Annotated in this window: 14 protein-coding genes; 1 reads left to right on the forward strand and 13 read right to left on the reverse strand. The window is 68.4% G+C overall.

What is annotated here, in order from left to right:
* Nucleotides 1-3: 3 nt before the first annotated feature.
* From E0W60_RS20155 to E0W60_RS20200, 10 genes are all read right to left on the reverse strand, one after another.
* Nucleotides 4-1,074 carry a M14 family metallopeptidase gene (locus tag E0W60_RS20155; RefSeq protein ID WP_135705395.1) on the reverse strand — a complete coding sequence of 357 codons (1,071 nt, stop codon included), beginning with the start codon at nt 1,072-1,074 and terminating at the stop codon, nt 4-6.
* Between the two features lie 65 nt (nt 1,075-1,139).
* On the reverse strand, nt 1,140-1,940 hold the full coding sequence (locus tag E0W60_RS20160; RefSeq protein WP_135705396.1) for a hypothetical protein: 801 nt from the start codon (nt 1,938-1,940) through the stop codon (nt 1,140-1,142).
* Between the two features lie 91 nt (nt 1,941-2,031).
* Nucleotides 2,032-2,862: a M55 family metallopeptidase gene (locus E0W60_RS20165; RefSeq protein ID WP_135705397.1), complete on the reverse strand. Its 831-nt coding sequence runs from the start codon at nt 2,860-2,862 to the stop codon at nt 2,032-2,034.
* A complete protein-coding gene (locus E0W60_RS20170) occupies nt 2,862-3,920 on the reverse strand; it encodes a P1 family peptidase (RefSeq protein WP_135705398.1) in 1,059 nt (352 codons plus the stop codon). Before E0W60_RS20170 ends, E0W60_RS20165 begins: the two co-directional genes overlap by 1 nt.
* Before the next feature lie 4 nt (nt 3,921-3,924).
* Nucleotides 3,925-4,839, reverse strand: coding sequence for a glutathione ABC transporter permease GsiD (gene gsiD, locus E0W60_RS20175; RefSeq protein WP_063237910.1), 915 nt, complete (start codon nt 4,837-4,839; stop codon nt 3,925-3,927).
* Between the two features lie 7 nt (nt 4,840-4,846).
* On the reverse strand, nt 4,847-5,767 hold the full coding sequence (gene gsiC / locus E0W60_RS20180; RefSeq protein ID WP_133096348.1) for a glutathione ABC transporter permease GsiC: 921 nt from the start codon (nt 5,765-5,767) through the stop codon (nt 4,847-4,849).
* A gap of 151 nt (nt 5,768-5,918) precedes the next feature.
* Nucleotides 5,919-7,475, reverse strand: coding sequence for a glutathione ABC transporter substrate-binding protein GsiB (gene gsiB, locus E0W60_RS20185; protein ID WP_133096349.1), 1,557 nt, complete (start codon nt 7,473-7,475; stop codon nt 5,919-5,921).
* Between the two features lie 38 nt (nt 7,476-7,513).
* A complete protein-coding gene (locus E0W60_RS20190; protein WP_135705399.1) occupies nt 7,514-9,418 on the reverse strand; it encodes a dipeptide ABC transporter ATP-binding protein in 1,905 nt (634 codons plus the stop codon).
* 51 nt (nt 9,419-9,469) lie between these two features.
* Nucleotides 9,470-10,438, reverse strand: a complete 969-nt coding sequence (locus E0W60_RS20195) for an isoaspartyl peptidase/L-asparaginase family protein (RefSeq protein WP_135705400.1) — start codon at nt 10,436-10,438, stop codon at nt 9,470-9,472.
* A gap of 8 nt (nt 10,439-10,446) precedes the next feature.
* The gene (locus E0W60_RS20200; RefSeq protein ID WP_133096352.1) at nt 10,447-11,412 is read right to left on the reverse strand and encodes a MurR/RpiR family transcriptional regulator; all 966 of its coding nucleotides are present in this window, start codon (nt 11,410-11,412) and stop codon (nt 10,447-10,449) included.
* Between the two features lie 305 nt (nt 11,413-11,717).
* Between E0W60_RS20200 and E0W60_RS20205 the strand changes: the two genes are divergently transcribed.
* Nucleotides 11,718-13,652 (forward strand): ATP-binding cassette domain-containing protein, encoded by a 1,935-nt coding sequence (locus tag E0W60_RS20205; RefSeq protein WP_135705401.1) that lies wholly within the window; start codon nt 11,718-11,720, stop codon nt 13,650-13,652.
* Between the two features lie 170 nt (nt 13,653-13,822).
* Here the strand turns inward: E0W60_RS20205 and E0W60_RS20210 are convergent, their stop codons facing one another.
* The 3 genes from E0W60_RS20210 to alr all read right to left on the reverse strand — a co-directional run bounded on the left by E0W60_RS20210 (nt 13,823) and on the right by alr (nt 17,094).
* Entirely contained in the window at nt 13,823-14,308 is a 486-nt protein-coding gene (locus E0W60_RS20210) for a disulfide bond formation protein B (protein WP_029045809.1), read from the reverse strand.
* Nucleotides 14,309-14,496: 188 nt separating this feature from the next.
* Nucleotides 14,497-15,858: a DNA repair protein RadA gene (gene radA, locus E0W60_RS20215; RefSeq protein WP_135705402.1), complete on the reverse strand. Its 1,362-nt coding sequence runs from the start codon at nt 15,856-15,858 to the stop codon at nt 14,497-14,499.
* Between the two features lie 114 nt (nt 15,859-15,972).
* The gene (alr, locus tag E0W60_RS20220) at nt 15,973-17,094 is read right to left on the reverse strand and encodes an alanine racemase (RefSeq protein ID WP_133096355.1); all 1,122 of its coding nucleotides are present in this window, start codon (nt 17,092-17,094) and stop codon (nt 15,973-15,975) included.
* Nucleotides 17,095-17,610 lie beyond the last annotated feature (516 nt).

Consider the following 17,610-nt stretch of genomic DNA (forward strand, 5'->3'; position numbering starts at 1 on the left):
CGATCAAGCCGCGGCCAGCGTGCTGCGCACGGCGTCGGTCACCTGCGCCACCACGCCGTCGCGCCAGTCGTCGGCATCGCCGTAGAAGGCCTGCCACATCGCCCGGCGCACCAGCGCGCGCTGGTTCTCGTCCGCCTCGGGGTGCTGGTGCAGCCAGTGGTCGCCGCGCAGCGCGTCCAGCACCTCGCCCACCGGCAGCGTGCCGAACTCCAGCGCGATGCCGGCATAGTCGATCCCCGGCAGCGTCTGCGGCACCGCATGCCAGGCCAGCCCGGTCAGGTTGGCCGAGGTCGACGAGCCATCATAGATCGACGTCACCCGGCTGCCCCAGATCGCGCGCGTGCGCGTCAGCGACTCGGGCGTGTCCGGGCCCATGTGGATCGGCTCGCCGTAGCCCCACGGCCCCAGGCCGGTGTGCACGTCGATCCAGCGCAGCGCCCCGCGCCCGGCGCCGAAGCGCGCCAGGATGCGGCACAGCGTGTAGTTGCTCCAGGTCGCCTTGTTGCCGCCGAAGAACATGCCGTCCGGGTCCTGGTACTGGCCGCCGCTCAGCGCGGCCTGGTACCACGCCATGCCGCGCTCGGCGACGGTCTTCATCAGCTGCGCCTGGTCGGCGTCCGACGGCGGCCATTGCGCCGGCAGCAGCAGCGGCGCGATCTCCGCATAGGGCCCGTTGTGCGGCAGCGGCTGCGAGAAATCCATGAAGTTGCGGTTCAGGTCGACGTTGTCTTCGTTGACCCGGCGCAGGTGCGAGAAACCGTAGGGATTGATGGCATGGACCAGCAGCAGGCTGGTGCCGGCCGCGGCGCAATCGGCCAGCAGCGCGGTGTCGTTCAGCATCGCAATCTGCGCGCCGGAGCCGGCGAAGCCCTCGGCGCCATGGGTGCCGGACGTCACCATCAGGCACTGCCGCGCACCGGGCGCGCCCACCTGCGCCACGTCGATCGCCAGGTCCTCGCCGGCGCTGCCGCGGCGGGTCGGATGCGGGAACTGCGCCAGGTCGGCCCCGGCCGCGCGCGCGGCATCGAGGAATTTCTGGCGGGCTTCGGCGTAGCTGCGCGAAAAAGGGCTCATGGCGTCACCGGCGGATGGCGATGCTGGAGATTAGACGCCTTTTCCGCCGGTTCTGCCAGCCGTGGCTAGAACAGCGAGCCGTTCGGGTCGGCCGGCGCCGAGTGTGCCGGGACTGCCGGGCCGGCCGCTTCCGTCCCCGCGCCCCAGATGCCGGGCGAGGTGAAGGCCTGCGGATGCATCTCGATCCCTGCCGCGGCCAGCTGGCCGGCGGTCAGCACCAGGTGGCGCGCCAGCCAGTCGTGCAGGCCGCGCAGGAAGCGGATGTTGTCGACGCTGTTGGACGCGGCGATCAGGCGCTCCAGCTTGACGTGGGCGGTATAGACGTCGAGCAGGTTGGTGGCGCGCAGCCGCGGCGGCGTGCTGGGCGCACGCTCGATTGCCAGGATCCGGCGCACCTGCGCGGTGGCCACGTCGCCGGTGCGCAGGTATTGCTCGTAGACGGGGTCCAGCGCGGGAAAGCGCACGGTGGGCTGCACGCGAGGCACGGCGGCCACTTTTTCCATGCGCAGCACGAGGTAGCGGATGGCGGCCAGGCGCTCGGCCGCCGCGGTTTCCGCCGCGCTGCGCCGTCCGCCCCCTCCGCGCCGGGCGCCGGCGGGGACAGGATCGGGCAAGGCTGTGCGGGGCACCACGTCGCGCTCGGTGTAGTCCGGCACCTGCAGCAGCAACCCGGGATGCGCCACCGCGGCGCGGGCGCAGTCCTCGCCGAACGGGTACTCGTGCCCGGCGGCGTCGCGCAGGATATAGGCCTGCCCGTGCGGGAAACCGTGGTGCCGGCGGCTGTTGCCGCGCGCCTGGCAGCGGGTGTCCACGTCGACGAAGTCCTTGCGTACGGGGATCCAGCCCCCGTCGTGTGCCTGGGTCATGCGAATGCGTAGCGCCGGTTGGCTGGGTTGGCTGCGGACCCGCTATTGTCGCCGATCCGCGCGATCCGCACGATCCGCTGCCGAGCAGGCGCTACTTCAGCATGAACGACATCGCCGACAGGCAGTTGAGCATGCGCACGGCGGCCTGCACGGAATCGGCGTGGAAGCCCAGGGTCACGCCGTCCAGGCGCTCCAGCGTCGGCCACTGGCAAAACAGGTCGGCATGCGCCGGCGTCAGGGTCTGCAGCCGGGCACTCACCCGCGCGTCGGCCGGCGTGTCGAGCCGCAGGCATTGCGCCTGTGCCGCGGCGCGCACGCCGTCGGCCGCGGCCGCCTGGATCGCCTCGCGCGCCGCCGCCGGCGACAGCGTGGTGCCGCTGCCGAAGCCGCCGGCGCGCTTGGTCTCGGCAAAGCGCACCCACGGCATCAGCGGCCGGGTCTCGTGCACGAAGACATCGTCGCCGCTGGCCATCAGCACCGGCACGCCCAGCTCCCCGGCCATCGCGCCGTAGAGTCCCGCCTCGCCCAGTTCCATGCCGTTGAGCCAGACCCGGGCAAAGGCGCTGCTGTTGATGGTGTGCGCCAGCACGCCGCGGCTCTGCGCGCGGCCGTGGTAGCCGATCATCAGCACGCCGTCGGCGCCGTCCTCGATGCCGGCCATCATGCCGAGGTAGCGCGGCTTGCCGAGCACCAGCCGCGCGCGCGGGTCGAGCTGGTCTGGCAACAGGTTGCGGAAGCCGCCATGCGAGTCGTTGACCAGCACTTCGGTGGCGCCGCCGGCAAAGGCGCCGGCGACGGCGGCATTGGCCTCGGCGGTCATCCAGGCGCGGGCGCGTTCGTACTCGCCGTTGCCGGGGCGGGTCTGCTCGGCGTGGAAGACGCCGGCGACGCCTTCGATATCGGTGGAAATCAGGATCTTCATCAGGCCGACTGGCGCAGTTCTGGCATGGCCTCCAGCAAGGCGCGGCGGGCATGGCCGTCGCGGCCCTGCACCGTCGCCGCATGCCAGAGCGCATGGACGATGGCCTGCTCGACACTGTCCGCGGCGGCGCGGAACAGCGGGTCGAGCAGCGTTTCGTGGAGCATGGCGACCGATGGCATCGCACGGTCCGCCTGGTGCGGGACGGTATAGGCGGTCGAGAAGGCCAGCGCGATATCACCCGAGCCATGCCCGAACACCGACCCCGTGCGCGCCAGCCCCGCACCCGCGCGCAGCGACAGCCGGCGCAGCTGGCGCGCGTCCAGCGGCGCGTCGGTGGCCACGACCATGATGATCGAGCCCTTTTCAGGCTGTGCCCCAGCGTCGGGCTGCGCCAGCCGCTGCACCAGCTGCGGCCCGAGCAGCTTGCCCGCCAGCGTCAGCGATTCCGGCGTGCCGAAGTTGGCCAGCACCAGCGCGCCGACGCAATAGCCCGACGCGACGCACGACACCATGCGCGAGGCCGTGCCGATGCCGCCCTTGACGCCGAACGACGACATGCCGCGCCCGGCGCCGATCGCACCCTGCGCCACCTCCTGGCCGGCAGCGGCCAGCGCCGCGTCATAGTGGCTGCCGTCCACCACCATGCGCTGGATATCGTTCAGGTAGCCGTCATTGCATTCGAACACCAGCGGATTGATGGTCGGCCACGCGCGCCCGATCTCCGGGTTGGCGGCGACGGCGGCGCGGATCTGCGCCTGCGCCACGGCGCCGACCGAGAAGGTGTTGGTCAACGCGACCGGCGTCTCCAGCACGCCCAGTTCCTCCACCTGCACCAGCCCCACGCTCTTGCCGAAGCCGTTCAGCACGGTAGCCGCAGCGGGCACCTTGTCGCGATACACATCGCCGCCATGCGGGCGGATCACGGTGACGCCCGTTTGCACTGCATCCTGCGCCAGCGTGCAGTGGCCCACGGTCACGCCCGGCACGTCGGCGATGCTGTCGCGCGGTCCCGCCGGCAGATTGCCGATGCGCGGCACGCCCTGCGTCGATGTCTGCATGGCTTTAGCGGCGGTCGATCTTGGGATCCAGCGCGTCGCGCAGGCCGTCGCCAAGCAGGTTGAACGCGAGCACGGTCAGGAAGATCGCCAGGCTCGGGAAGATCGCCACGTGCGGCGCGGTCACCATGTCCGCGCGGGCCTCGTTCAGCATCGCGCCCCACTCCGGCGTGGGCGGCTGCGCGCCCAGCCCCAGGAACGACAGGCTGGCCGCGGTGATGATCGAGGTGCCGATCCGCATCGAGAAATACACCACGATCGACGACACCGTGCCCGGCAGGATATGGCGCATCAGGATGGTCCAGTCCGACGCGCCGATGCTGCGTGCGGCCTCGACGTAAGTCAGCCGCTTCAGCATCAGCGTATTGCCGCGCACCAGCCGCGCGAACGCCGGGATGCTGAAGATCGCCACGGCAAAGATCACGTTGGTCATGCCGTTGCCGAGGATGGCGACGATGCCGATCGCCAGCAGGATGCCCGGGAAGGCGAACAGCACGTCGGAGATCCGCATCACGATGCGGTCCCACCAGCCCTCGTAGTAGCCGGCCAGCAGGCCCAGCACGGTGCCGATCACCGCGCCGATGATCACCGACAGGAAACCCGCTGCCAGCGAGATGCGCGCCCCGGCCAGGATGCGGCTGAAGATATCGCGCCCGAGCGAATCGACGCCCATCCAGTGCGCAGCCGACGGGCCGGCGTTGAGCGCGTCGTAGTCAAAGAAATTCTCCGGGTCGTATGGCACGATATGCGGCGCCAGGACGGCGACCAGCACCAGCAGCAGCACGAACACGCCGGCGCCGAGCGCCAGGTGCTGCTTGCGGAATTTGCGCCAGAACTCGGTCCAGGGCGTGCGCACGGCCTCCGGCACCGGGGCCGTTGCGGGTGCCGCTTCGCTTGCGGCGGGCGTGGAAAGCTCAGTCATGCCGGCCTCACTTGTAGCGGATGGTGGGATTGATCACGGTGTAGAGCATGTCCACCACCAGGTTGATCAGGATGAATTCGAGCGAGAACAGCAGCACCTCGGCCTGGATCACCGGGTAGTCGCGCATCTCGACGGCATCGACCAGCAGGCGGCCGAGGCCGGGCCAGTTGAACACTTTCTCGACCACGATCGAGCCGCCCAGCAGGAAGCCGAACTGCAGGCCCATCATCGTCACCACCGGGATCATCGCGTTGCGCAGGCCATGCTTGGCCACCACCGCCGTCTCGCGCACGCCCTTGGCGCGGGCGGTGCGGATAAAGTCTTCCTGCAGCACCTCGACGAACGAGGCGCGGGTAAAGCGCGCCATCACCGCCGCCACCGCGGCGCCGAGCGTGATCGACGGCAGCACGTAGTGTTTCCAGGTGTCGGCGCCGATCGACGGCAGCCAGCCCAACTGCACGGAGAACACCTCCATCAGCAGCATGCCGAGCGCAAAGGCCGGGAAGGAGATGCCCGAGACCGCCAGCGTCATGCCCAGCCGGTCCGGCCAGCGGTTACGCCATACCGCCGAGCCGATGCCGATCACCATGCCGAACACCACCGCCCACGCCATCGACGCCACCGTCAGCAGCAGCGTGGGCATGAAGCGGTCGCCGATCTCTTCGCTCACCGGGCGCTTGGTGCGCAGCGAATTGCCGAACTCGCCGCGGATCGCATTGGAGAAAAAGTTGACGAACTGCTCGGGCAGCGGCCGGTCCAGGCCCAGGTCCTTGCGCACCAGCTCGACCGTAGCCGAGTCGGCCTCGGGGCCCGCCGCCAGCCGCGCGGGATCGCCCGGCAGCAGGTGGACGAACAGGAACACCAGCACTGCCACGATCAGCAGCGTGGGGATCACGCCCAGCACTCGTTTGAGGAAGTAGTTCAGCATTGCACACCATGAAGAAAGGCCGCAGGCCGCCTGCCTGCGACCCCGCGACGCGGGCAGGCGGCCACCATCGGCTTACTGCTTTACTGCTAGGTTGGGTGGGTTGTGGCAGAGCGCGGCTTCGCGGTGCTGCAAGCGCCTGCCCTCACACCCCTCACTGCTTGATATCAATCTCATCAAAATTAAACGACCCGTCCGGCATCACATACGCCCCGGTCAGCCGCTTGCTGCGCGCGAACAGCACCTTCTCCGTCACCAGGAAGGCCCACGGCGCATCCTTCCAGATGCGTTCCTGGGCGTCCTTGTACAGGCGGGCCTTCTCGCTGCGGTCGGTGGTGCGCAGCGCGCCGGCGATATCCGCATCGACCTGGTCGTTCTTGTAGTAGGCGGTGTTCAGCAGCTTGGGCGGCATCGACTCGGAAGCCAGCAGCGGACGCAGCGCCCAGTCCGATTCACCGGTCGACGACGACCAGCCCACGTAGTAGATGCGCACGCCGGCGTCTTCCGGCTTCTGCACGCTCTCGACCTTTTCGACGCGCTGGCCCGCTTCCAGCGCCTGCACCTGCGCCTTGATGCCGACCTGCTGCAGCTGCTGCTGCACGAACTGGATCACCTTCTGCGCGGTGGTGTGGTTGTACGCCGACCACAGCGTGGTCTCGAAGCCGTTCGGGTAGCCGGCTTCCTTCAGCAGCGCGCGCGCCTTGGCCGGGTCATACGGCCACGGGCCCAGCTTCTCGGCAAAGTCCACGCCCGGGGGCACCACGCCTTCGGCCGGCACGGCATAGCCGGCGAACGCCACCTTGGCGAGTGCGTCCTTGTTGATGGCGTAGTTGATGGCCTGGCGCACCTTCGGGTCGTTGAACGGCTTGACCGTGGTATTCAGGCTCAGGTAGCGCTGGATGATCGACGGCGACGAGATCAGATCGACCTTGGCGCTGCTCTTCAGCACCGCGGCCTGCTCGAACGGGATGCTGAAGGCAAAGTCCGCCTCGCCGGTCTGCATGATGGCGGCGCGGGTGTTGTTGTCGACCACCGGCTTCCAGGTGATGGAATCGATCTTCGGGTAGCCGGTCTTCCAGTAGCCGGCGAACTTCTTGCCCTTCAGGTGATCGGGTTGTTTCCATTCGACGAACTCGAACGGGCCGGTGCCGACCGGATGGAAGGCAATTTCCTTGCCGTACTTCTGCAGCGCGGCCGGCGAGATCATCACCGCCGACGGATGCCCCAGCACGTTGATGAACGGCGAGAACGGCTCCTTCAGCGTGACCTTGACGGTATTGGCATCGACCACGTCGGTCTTGGCGACACGGTTGAACAGCGTATAGCGCTTGAGCTTGTTGGCCGGGTTGGTGACGCGGTCCAGGTTGGCCTTGACGGCGGCGGCATCGAAGGTAGTGCCGTCGTGGAACTTGATGCCCTTCTTCAGCTTGATGGTGTAGACCAGGCCATCCTTGCTGACGTCATAGCTGTCGGCCAGCACGTTGACCAGCTTCATGTCCTTGTCCATGCCGAACAGGCCCTGGTAGAAGGACTTGCTGGCTGCCTGCGACAGCGTGTCGTTGGCGTCGTACGGGTCCAGCGTGGTGAAGGTGGAATACACCGCCATCACCGCATCCTTGGCCGCGAAGGCCGGCGCGGCGGCCAGCATGCCGAGCGTGCCGGCGGCAAAGGCGCCGGCCATCCATCGGGGCGAAACCATACGTGCAGACATCGTCGATTCTCCTTGGTAGCTTCGTTATTTCCAGGACTTCAATAGGCGCCGCCGACGGCATGCCGGGCGACATAGTGGCCAAGCGCGCCGCTGCCGGCGACCTGCACCAGCGGCTGCACCACCGGCTCGTCGCCGACCGCGCGGATCGGGCTGGGAATCTCATCGTTCAGCGGCTCGCGCCGCAGGTGGCGCCGCGCCGGATCGGCGATCGGCACCGCCGACATCAGCTTGCGCGTGTACGGGTGCTGCGGGTTCTCGAAGATCGCGCGGCGCGGGCCGATCTCGACGATCTGGCCCAGGTACATCACCGCCACGCGGTGGCTGACGCGCTCGACCACCGCCATGTCGTGCGAGATAAACAGGAAGGCGATGCCCAGCTCGCGCTGCAGGTCGAGCATCAGGTTGACGATCTGCGCCTGGATCGACACGTCCAGCGCCGACACCGACTCGTCGGCCACCACCACCTTGGGGTTCAGCGCCAGCGCGCGCGCAATGCAGATGCGCTGGCGCTGGCCGCCGGAGAACTCGTGCGGATAGCGCGCCGCGTGCGACGGATCCAGCCCCACCTTGTCGAGCAGCCAGGCCACGCGCTGCTCGGCCTCCTTGCCGCTGGCCGCCTTGTGCACCAGCAGCGGCTCCATGATCGAATAGCCCACCGGCACGCGCGGATCGAGCGACGCGAACGGGTCCTGGAAGATGAACTGGATATTGCGGCGCAGCGTCTGCAGCGCCGGCCCTTCCAGCTTGCTGATGTTCTGGCCGTTGAACTCGATGGTGCCGCTCTGGCTTTCCACCAGGCGCAGCAGCGAACGCCCCGTGGTGGACTTGCCGCAGCCGGACTCGCCCACCAGTGCCAGCGTTTCGCCGGGATAGAGATCGAAGCTGACCTTCTCCACCGCATGCACGCGGCGCGTGACACGGCCGAACAGGCCGCCGGGCACGTCGAAACGCGTGACCAGGTCCTGCACGCGCAGGATCGGCGCGATGCCGGGCTTGACCGTGTCCTGCGGCGCGGCCTGCTCCGCCCTGGCGCTGTCCAGCCGCAGCAGCGGGAACTTGGCCGGGAGGTCGGTGCCGCTCATGGCGCCCAGGCGCGGCACGGCCGACAGCAGTGCGCGCGTATACGGATGCGCCGGCGCGCGGAACACGTCGTCGGAACTGCCCTCTTCCACCTTCTCGCCGCGGTACATCACCAGCACGCGATCGGCCACCTCGGCCACCACGCCCATGTCGTGGGTGATGAAGACCACGCCCATGTGCATCTCGGCCTGCAGGCTGCGCACCAGTTGCAGGATCTCGGCCTGGATGGTCACGTCCAGCGCGGTAGTGGGCTCGTCGGCGATCAGCAGCGCCGGCTTGCATGACAGCGCCATCGCGATCATCACGCGCTGGCGCATGCCGCCGGAGAGCTGGTGCGGATAGCGCTCCAGCACGCGGCGCGCCTCGGGGATGCGCACCAGTTCCAGCATGCGCAGCGCTTCGGCGCGCGCCGCGGCGCGGCTCTTGCCCTGGTGCAGCCGGATCGATTCGGCGATCTGCTCGCCCACCGGGAACACCGGGTTGAGCGAGGTCATCGGCTCCTGGAAGATCATCGCCACGTCGGCGCCGCGCACGCTGCGCAGGGTCGCGTTATCCGCGCGCGCCAGGTCGATCACCTCGCCGCCGCGCCGGCGCAGCAGCATGCTGCCGCTGGCGATCTTGCCGCCGCCATGCTCGACCAGCCGCATCAGCGCCAGCGACGTGACCGACTTGCCCGAGCCCGACTCGCCCACCACCGCCAGCGTCTCGCCGCGGTCGACATGGAACGACAGGTTGCGCACGGCCTCGACGGTACGTTCGGACGTGGCAAAGCGCACGCTCAGGCCGTCGACCGAGACGACGCGCTCGGGCGGCAGGATGATGCCGGAGGCGGAAGCGCGCGATTGCGCAGGGGTAGTGGCCACTAGGTACTCCTTGTTTGCTGCGAGTGCTGAGACTTGCCGGTGCGGCGCGGGTCAGCCGTAGATCGAGACGCTGACGGCCTCGCCCACGCGGGCAAAGCCGCGGTACATGCCTTCGGTGTTGAACGGCAGCGTGACGTTGCCGTCGCGGTCTACCGCAATCAGGCCGCCGCGGCCTTCGATGGCGACCAGCTTTTCCATCACCACGCGCCGTGCCGATTCCTCCAGCGGCAGGCCGGCATAGCGCATCTGCGCCGAGACATCGTGAGCGGCCACGGTGCGGATAAACATCTCGCCGGTGCCGGTGGCCGACACCGCCACCACGTCGTCGGCATAGCAGCCCGCACCGATCACGGGGGTATCGCCGACGCGCCCCACCCGCTTGTTGGTCACGCCGCCGGTGGAAGTTGCCGCGGCGAGGTTGCCACGGCTGTCGCATGCCACCGCGCCGACGGTGCCGAACTTGCTGTCGGGGTCGATCGGGTCGGCCGGGTTGTTGCGTGCCGCCAGTGCGGCGGCATCATGGTCGAGCAGCGCCATGCCGGCGGCACCGCGGGCGCGCTGCCATTGCTCATGGCGTGCCTGCGTGAAGTAGTAGTCCTGCTCCACCAGCTCCAGCCCCTGGGCGGCGGCGAATTCTTCGGCGCCTGTGCCGGCAAACAGCACATGCTCGCTGTGGTCGAGCACCGCGCGCGCCGCCAGCACCGGATTGCGCAGCCGCGTGACGCAGGCGACCGCGCCGGCATCGCGGGTGGCGCCGTCCATCACGGCCGCGTCGAGTTCATAGGTGCCGGCGTGGGTCAGCACGGCGCCCTTGCCCGCGTTGAACAGCGGACATTCCTCCAGCAGGCGCACGGCTTCGGTCACCGCGTCGAGCGCGCTGCCGCCGTTGGCCAGGATGCGCTGGCCGGCCCGCAGCACGTGTTCCAGCGCTTCCGTGTATTCGCGTTCGCGCGCGGGATCCATCGCCTCGCGGGTGATGGTGCCGGCGCCGCCGTGGATGGCAATGACTGCTTGTTGCATGGGATAGCTCAGGGCTTCTTGAGGTTGGAGGCGCGGCGGCGCGTGGTGCCCGCCGCCTGCTCTTCGGTAGCCTGCGGCTCGGCTGGCCCGGCACGGCCGGCGCGGTCCGCGCCTGGCGCGCCATAGAGCCACGGCAGCAGGAATTCGGTCATTTCGGCGGCGGCCTTGACCGGCCGCTCGGCGCGATGCGCGACCGCGCCGCACAGCGCTTCGATCAGCGCCAGCACGGTCGCGTCGGAGTTGGCCGAGAGCCGGTTGGCGGCCTGCGCGTACAGCGCGATATCGGCCAGCGGCGCCAGCGGCGAGGTCGGCCCGTCGGTCAGCGCCAGCACCCGGCCGCCGTGCGCCTTGACGCGCTCCGCCAGTTCGATGCTGTCGGTCACATAGCGCGGGAAGGCAATCACGATCAGCAGGTCGCTCGGCTGCAGCTTGAACAGCTGGCGCGCCGCGTGCGAGGCGCCGCCGGCGCCGGCGACCGAGGTCACCATGCGGCAATGCATTTCCAGCCCGTGCTGCAGCAGGCCGGCCAGGAAGCCGCTGGCGCCGAAGCCCGCCACGTAGACGCGCTGCGCACCCAGGATCGCCGCGACCGCGCGCTCGCACGCCTGCGCGTCGATGCCGCGCCGGGTGGCTTCGGCATTGGCGGCCGCATCCTCGAGCGAGGCGGCGAACACTTCGGCCACGGTGGCGGGCCGCTCCAGTTCGCTGCGCAGCCGCTCGACCGGCGCCAGCGTGGCCTCAAAGCCGCGCACCAGCTCGGTACGGAATTGCGGATAGCCGTCGAAGCCCAGCGCCCGCGCGAAGCGGTTGGCGGTGGCCACCGACACGTCCACCGCCGCGGCAAACTCGTCGATGCGCATCGTGGCCGCGCGGAACAGGTTGGCCAGCACGTATTCCGCCATGCGGCGGTGCGCCGGCGTCAGCGTGGGCAGGCTGCGCGCGATGCGGTCGGAGATCGAATGGCCTTGGGTCATGTCGGGTCGGGACGGCATGCGCATGGGCGACGCTGCCGGTTACATCCTGAAAAACGAATGAAAATGAATTTACACGCAACCCACCCACAAAGAAAATAGAGTTTTCGCAGTTCGAGGGTAATCCCTAGGACCCGCCGCCATGCGGGGCACCGGGGCGGTGCGCAATGCCCTGGCATTTCTGGTGTTTCGCCATTCGCGGGCATGCCCCGCACCGGAAACGCTACAATGCCGGCCAGCGCCGCCAACCCGCCTTGGCCGGCTTTTCCGCGTAGTTGCCAGTACCCCGTTCAGAAGTTTCCCCGCACGTGATCCGAATCGACCAGCTTGTCCTCCAGCGCGGCACCAAGGTGCTGTTCGACCACACCAGCGTGACGCTCAACCCGGGCGAGCGCGTGGGCCTAGTCGGCGCCAACGGCAGCGGCAAGTCGACGCTGTTCGCGCTGCTGCGCGGCGAATTGCATCCGGACGGCGGGGATGTCAGCGTGCCGGCCCAATGGCGCGTGGCGCATGTGGCGCAGGAAACGCCGGCGGTCAGCCGCAGCGCGGTCGAGTACGTGATCGACGGCGACACCCGGCTGCGCGAGATCGAAGCCGCCATCACGGCCGCGCAGGCCAGCGGCGACGGCACCGCCGAAGGCGAAGCCCACGCCGCTTATGCCGACGCCGACGGCTACACCGCCCCCGCGCGCGCCGAGGCGCTGCTGCTCGGCCTCGGCTTTACGCTGCCCCAGGTCACGCAGCCGGTATCGTCGTTCTCCGGCGGCTGGCGCATGCGCCTGAACCTGGCGCAGGCGCTGATGTGCCCCTCCGACCTGCTGCTGCTCGACGAGCCGACCAACCACCTGGACCTGGACGCCATCGTCTGGCTGGAAGACTGGCTGGCGCGCTACCCAGGCACGCTGGTGATGATTTCGCACGACCGCGAATTCCTCGATGCGATCTGCAACGTCACCGTGCATATCGAGAACCAGCAGGTGCGCCGCTACGGCGGCAACTACACGCTGTTCGAGACCCTGCGGCTGCAGCAGATGGCGCAGCAACAGTCCGCCTATGTGCGCCAGCAGAAGGAAATCGCGCACCTGGAGTCGTTCATTACGCGTTTCAAGGCCAAGGCGACCAAGGCGCGCCAGGCGCAGAGCCGCGTCAAGGCGCTGGAGAAGATGGAGCGGCTCGCGCCGGTGCACGTCGCCGCCGGCTTTGCCTTTGAATTCCGCGAGCCCGACGCCGCGCCCAATCCGATGATGGTGCTCGACGGCGTCGATTGCGGCTACGCCGAGGCCGAGCCGCCGGTCACCATCCTGCACAACCTGGCGCTGTCGATCCAGAACGGCCAGCGCATCGGCCTGCTGGGCGCCAACGGCCAGGGCAAGTCGACGCTGGTCAAGACGCTGGCCGGCACGCAGGATCCGCTGACCGGCACGCTGCGCCTGGGCAAGGGCCTGCAGATCGGCTACTTCGCCCAGCACCAGCTCGAGACGCTGCGCGACCACGACTCGCCGCTGCAGCACCTCGCGCGGCTCGCGCCCGACGTGCGCGAGCAGGAGCTGCGCGACTTCCTCGGCAGCTTCAATTTCCGCGGCGACATGGCCACCTCGCCGATCGAGCCTTTCTCCGGCGGCGAAAAGGCGCGGCTGGCGCTGTCGCTGATCGTCTGGCAGAAGCCCAACCTGCTGCTGCTCGACGAACCGACCAACCACCTCGACCTCGATACCCGCGAGGCGTTGACCATGGCGCTGGCGCAGTTCGAAGGCACGCTGATCCTGGTCTCGCACGACCGCCACCTGCTGCGCGCCACCGCCGACCAGTTCATGCTGGTTGCCGACGGCACCATCAAGCCTTTCGACGGCGACCTGGACGACTACCGCGACTGGCTGCTGCAGCAGGCCGCCGCCAAGCGCAACGCCGCCGCGGCCGCGCACCTGGCAGAGAATGGCGGCGATGGCGCCGCCACGATCAACCGCAAGGACCAGCGCCGCGCCGAGGCCGACGAGCGCCAGCGCCTGTCGGCGCTGCGCAAGCCGCTGACGAAGGAGCTGGAGAAGGTCGAGAAGCGGATGGCAGTGCTGCAAACCGCCAAGGAGGAGATCGACCGATTCATGGCCGATGAATCGAGCTATGCCGAAGCCAGCAAGGCGAAGCTGATGGAGATGCTGAAGCGCCAGGGCGAGGTCAATGGCGAGCTGGAGACGCTGGAAGAGAAGTGGCTGGAGTTACAGGAGCAAATCGAGCAGATTGCGTGAGGAGCCCCTCAACGCCAACAGCGCCTGCATAGCCTTACACCCCTTGCGGACGCTGCCCTCTCCCGCGAAGTGGGAGAGGGCAGCAAACCCGCTGGACTTCAACCTTCCCGTAGTAAAAAAACGGCGCCTTAGCGCAGCGCCTTAGGCCGGTTTTTGTTTGCCCTTACCACTCAACGGAAATTCTTCTCCCGCCGGATCAACCCCACCGCCAGCGTCAGCGTCAGGATAAACAGCCAGATCAGCGACCACGCCGGCACCGACAGGCCCAGCACCGGCGGCAGCGGCGCCGCGCACAGGCCATCGGCGTAGAACACCTGCGGCAGCACCTTGGCGGTCGGCAGCGCGTTGACCCAGTTCTCCAGCGGATCGATGCCGCAGGTCGCCTTCGGGTTGAGCAACAGCGACACGTGATACACCGCCACGGCAATGCCGGCGATGCCGGACAGCATGCCCAGGCCCTGCCACAAAGAGCGCGTGTTCTGCGCCACCACGGCGAGCAGCGAGAAGATGCCGATGCCGATAAACGCAAAGCGCTGCATCACGCAAAGCGGACAGGGCTGGTAGCCCTTTTCAAACTGCAGGTAGAGCGCAACGCCGACCAGGCCGAAGGAAACCAGGGCGATCAGCAGGAAATAGGCGCGGGAATTGGCTTGCATAGCGGTGATAAATGGTGATCCGTGGTGATCCGGGGTGATCCGGCAAACGGGTGCCGTCAGGTGTGTTTAGTTCGGGGGCGCGGCATTGCTGCGCATTATTACCGATTTTTCCGCCCCCGCCTTGGACGCCACATCGGCTGCGCAACGCCTGCGCGAGTTTCCATAAGCAAGCCGCCGGCGCCCATGCCTCAGTCCAGGTGGCGCACCCGGTCGATTGCCTGCTCGATGCGCTCCACCGCGATCACTTCCAGGCCGTCGATCTTCTGCTTGGGCGCATTGGCCTTGGGGATCACGGCCAGCGTGAACCCCAGCTTGGCCGCTTCCTTCAGCCGTTCCTGGCCGCGCGGGCTGGGCCGGATTTCGCCGGCCAGGCCGACTTCGCCAAAGACCACCAGCCCGCGCGGCAGCGGCTTGTTGCGCATCGACGAATGGATCGACAGCAGCACCGCCAGGTCGGCGGCCGGCTCGGTGATCTTGACCCCGCCTACCGCGTTCAGGAACACATCCTGGTCGAAGCAGGCAATGCCCGCATGCCGGTGCAGCACCGCCAGCAGCAGCGCCAGCCGGTTCTGCTCCAGGCCCACCGCCAGCCGGCGCGGGTTGGGCACGTGGGCGGTGTCGACCAGCGCCTGGATCTCCACCAGCAGCGGGCGCGTGCCTTCCTGCGTCACCAGCACGCACGAGCCGGGCACGGTCTCTTCATGCTGCGACAGGAACAGCGCCGAGGGGTTGCTGATGCCACGCAGCCCGCGCTCGGTCATGGCGAACACGCCCAGCTCGTTGACCGCGCCGAAGCGGTTCTTGAAGGCGCGGATCAGCCGGTGCGAAGAATGCGTATCGCCCTCGAAGTACAGCACCGTGTCGACGATATGCTCCAGCACGCGCGGCCCGGCCAGGCTGCCTTCCTTGGTGACGTGGCCGACCAGGATGATGGTGATGCCGCTGCTCTTGGCGATGCGCGTGAGCTGCGCCGCGCACTCGCGCACCTGCGCGACCGAGCCCGGCGCCGACGTCAGCGCCTCCGAGTACAGCGTCTGGATCGAGTCGATCACCGCCACTTCCGGCTTCTCGGTTTCGAGCGTGGCCTGGATCTTCTCTAGCTGGATTTCGGCGAGCAGCCCCAGCGCCGGGCTTTCCACGCCCAGCCGCTGCGCGCGCAGGGCGATCTGCGCGCCCGATTCCTCGCCGCTGACATAGAGCACGCGGCGCTGCCCGGCCAGGTTGGCCAGCGCCTGCAGCAGCAGCGTGGACTTGCCGATACCGGGATCGCCGCCGATCAGCACCACGCCGCCCGCCACCAGTCCGCCGCCCAGCACGCGGTCGAACTCGTCGATGCCGCTGGAGAAGCGCGGCACGTCCGCGGCCTCGATCTCGGACAGCTTGCGCACCATGGCCGATGCCGCCAGCGGCTGGAAGCGCTTGGACGCGGCCGTCTCGGCCACCGTTTCCACCAGCGTGTTCCATTGCTGGCAATGCGGGCACTGGCCGGCCCAGCGCGGCGCGGTGCCGCCGCATTCGGTACAGGTGTAGACGGTCTTGGTCTTGGCCAACGGAAAATCCTTGCGGGAAAGAACAGGCCGGGCGCAGAAGTGGCCCGGCCCTCACACTAGCCGGCGGCAGGCGCTGCCGCCAGCTCTCGTTTGCAACCTCTCGTTTGCAACCTTCTACACCACGGCCGGCGCGGCGCTGTCGGATGCCGTGATGGTTGCCACCGTGGTCGGCACGCGCGGCGCCAGCGCGCACATCAGCTCGTAGCCGACCGTGCCGCTGGCCTGTGCCACCTCGTCGATCGGCAGGCCCTGGCCCCACAGCGTCACCGGGCTGCCGACCCGCGCCTTCGGGCACGGCGTCAGGTCCACGCACAGCATGTCCATCGAGACACGGCCGACCAGTTCCGTACGCACGCCGTCGACCAGCACCGGCGCGCGCTGCGCGCCCCAGCCGGAGGCATGGCGCGGGTAGCCGTCGGCATAGCCGCAGGCGACCACGCCGATGCGCATCGGGCGGTCGGCGGTAAACAAGGAGCCATAACCCACCGTCTCGCCCGGCTGCAGGTCCTGCACCGAGATCAGCTCGCTGTGCAGCGACATGGCCGGCTGCAGGCCGGTGCCGGCGATATCGGCATCGCGGCCGGTCGGCGAGGCGCCGTACAGGATAATGCCGGGACGCACCCAGGCCCGGTGCGCCTGCGGATGCCACAGCACCGCGGCCGAGTTCGACAGGCTCGCCTCGCCCGGCAGGTTGGCGGTGGCGGCGTCGAAGGCCTCGACCTGGTGGGCGATGCCTCGGGGACTATCCGCATCGGAAAAATGCGTCATATGGACGATACTGCCTACGCAGGGCATGGCGCGGGCGCGCTCCCAGGCGGCGCGATACTGGGCTGGATGGAAGCCGAGCCGGTTCATGCCGGTGTTCAGCTTGAGCTGGATCGCCAGCGGGCCCCTGGGGCGCGCGCTTTCCAGCATGCGCAGCTGTTCGTCGCAGTGGATCGCGGTGGTCAGGCGGTATTGCTCGATCAGGGCGATGTCCTGCGGCTGGAAAAAGCCCTCCAGCAGCAAAATGGGGCCCTGCCAGCCCAGGTCGCGCAGCAGCACGGCTTCATTCAGGTCCAGCAGGCCAAAGCCGTCGGCGCCGCGCAGCGCGGCAAAGACGCGGCGGATGCCGTGGCCGTAGGCATTGGCCTTGACGACGGCCCAGATGCGCGAAGCGGGGGCGCTGCGGCGGACGACGTCGAGGTTGTTGGCCAGGGCGGGTTGGTGGATGACGGCGTGGATGGGTCTTGGCATGGAGTCACATCTCGGGAATCAGGCAGTGCGGGCAGCGCGGTGGCGCATCGCTCACGTCACTGCGGGGACTGGAAGGACGGCTCTGTCTCAGCTTTAATGGCGCGAGGGTCACCTGTCAGTGGGCGACGGCACGTAGATGCGAAGTGCTTCATATTGCGGGCATGTCGCGCTAAGGTGAGCGGCCATGGGAAATTTGCGTTTGCCTGGTCACGTGGGCGTCCGGCTGCGATATTGTCTTGCCGCTGCACCAGTCAGCGGTACACCCGTCGTCTGGCCGGGATCGCAGCCGTTATTTGAACACATCCGGGAGCCGCTGCCGGGGGTCATTGGGGAATCGGCGCGGCAATTTGCAGTCAAAAAGGCACCTTGCCGGGGTTCGGGAATGTCATGTTTTCGTGATATAAAGCCGGACGCTCCGGCCATGTTCTAAAAGCGAAGCATTATGTCAATGACTGTCAGGCAAACCGCACGGCGCCGCAGCGCAGTGCAACAAAGACAATTCGACACGGCCGCGGC

Source organism: Cupriavidus oxalaticus (assembly GCF_004768545.1).
Classification (GTDB): domain Bacteria; phylum Pseudomonadota; class Gammaproteobacteria; order Burkholderiales; family Burkholderiaceae; genus Cupriavidus; species Cupriavidus oxalaticus_A.

Bases quoted from the DNA above. Each gene is read 5' to 3' on its own strand.
- E0W60_RS20155 (WP_135705395.1), bottom strand. From the start codon at position 1,074: ATGAGCCCTTTTTCGCGCAGCTACGCCGAAGCCCGCCAGAAATTCCTC.
- E0W60_RS20160 (WP_135705396.1), bottom strand. From the start codon at position 1,940: ATGACCCAGGCACACGACGGGGGCTGGATCCCCGTACGCAAGGACTTC.
- E0W60_RS20165 (WP_135705397.1), bottom strand. From the start codon at position 2,862: ATGAAGATCCTGATTTCCACCGATATCGAAGGCGTCGCCGGCGTCTTC.
- E0W60_RS20170 (WP_135705398.1), bottom strand. From the start codon at position 3,920: ATGCAGACATCGACGCAGGGCGTGCCGCGCATCGGCAATCTGCCGGCG.
- gsiD (WP_063237910.1), bottom strand. From the start codon at position 4,839: ATGACTGAGCTTTCCACGCCCGCCGCAAGCGAAGCGGCACCCGCAACG.
- gsiC (WP_133096348.1), bottom strand. From the start codon at position 5,767: ATGCTGAACTACTTCCTCAAACGAGTGCTGGGCGTGATCCCCACGCTG.
- gsiB (WP_133096349.1), bottom strand. From the start codon at position 7,475: ATGTCTGCACGTATGGTTTCGCCCCGATGGATGGCCGGCGCCTTTGCC.
- E0W60_RS20195 (WP_135705400.1), bottom strand. From the start codon at position 10,438: ATGCAACAAGCAGTCATTGCCATCCACGGCGGCGCCGGCACCATCACC.
- E0W60_RS20200 (WP_133096352.1), bottom strand. From the start codon at position 11,412: ATGACCCAAGGCCATTCGATCTCCGACCGCATCGCGCGCAGCCTGCCC.
- E0W60_RS20210 (WP_029045809.1), bottom strand. From the start codon at position 14,308: ATGCAAGCCAATTCCCGCGCCTATTTCCTGCTGATCGCCCTGGTTTCC.
- alr (WP_133096355.1), bottom strand. From the start codon at position 17,094: ATGCCAAGACCCATCCACGCCGTCATCCACCAACCCGCCCTGGCCAAC.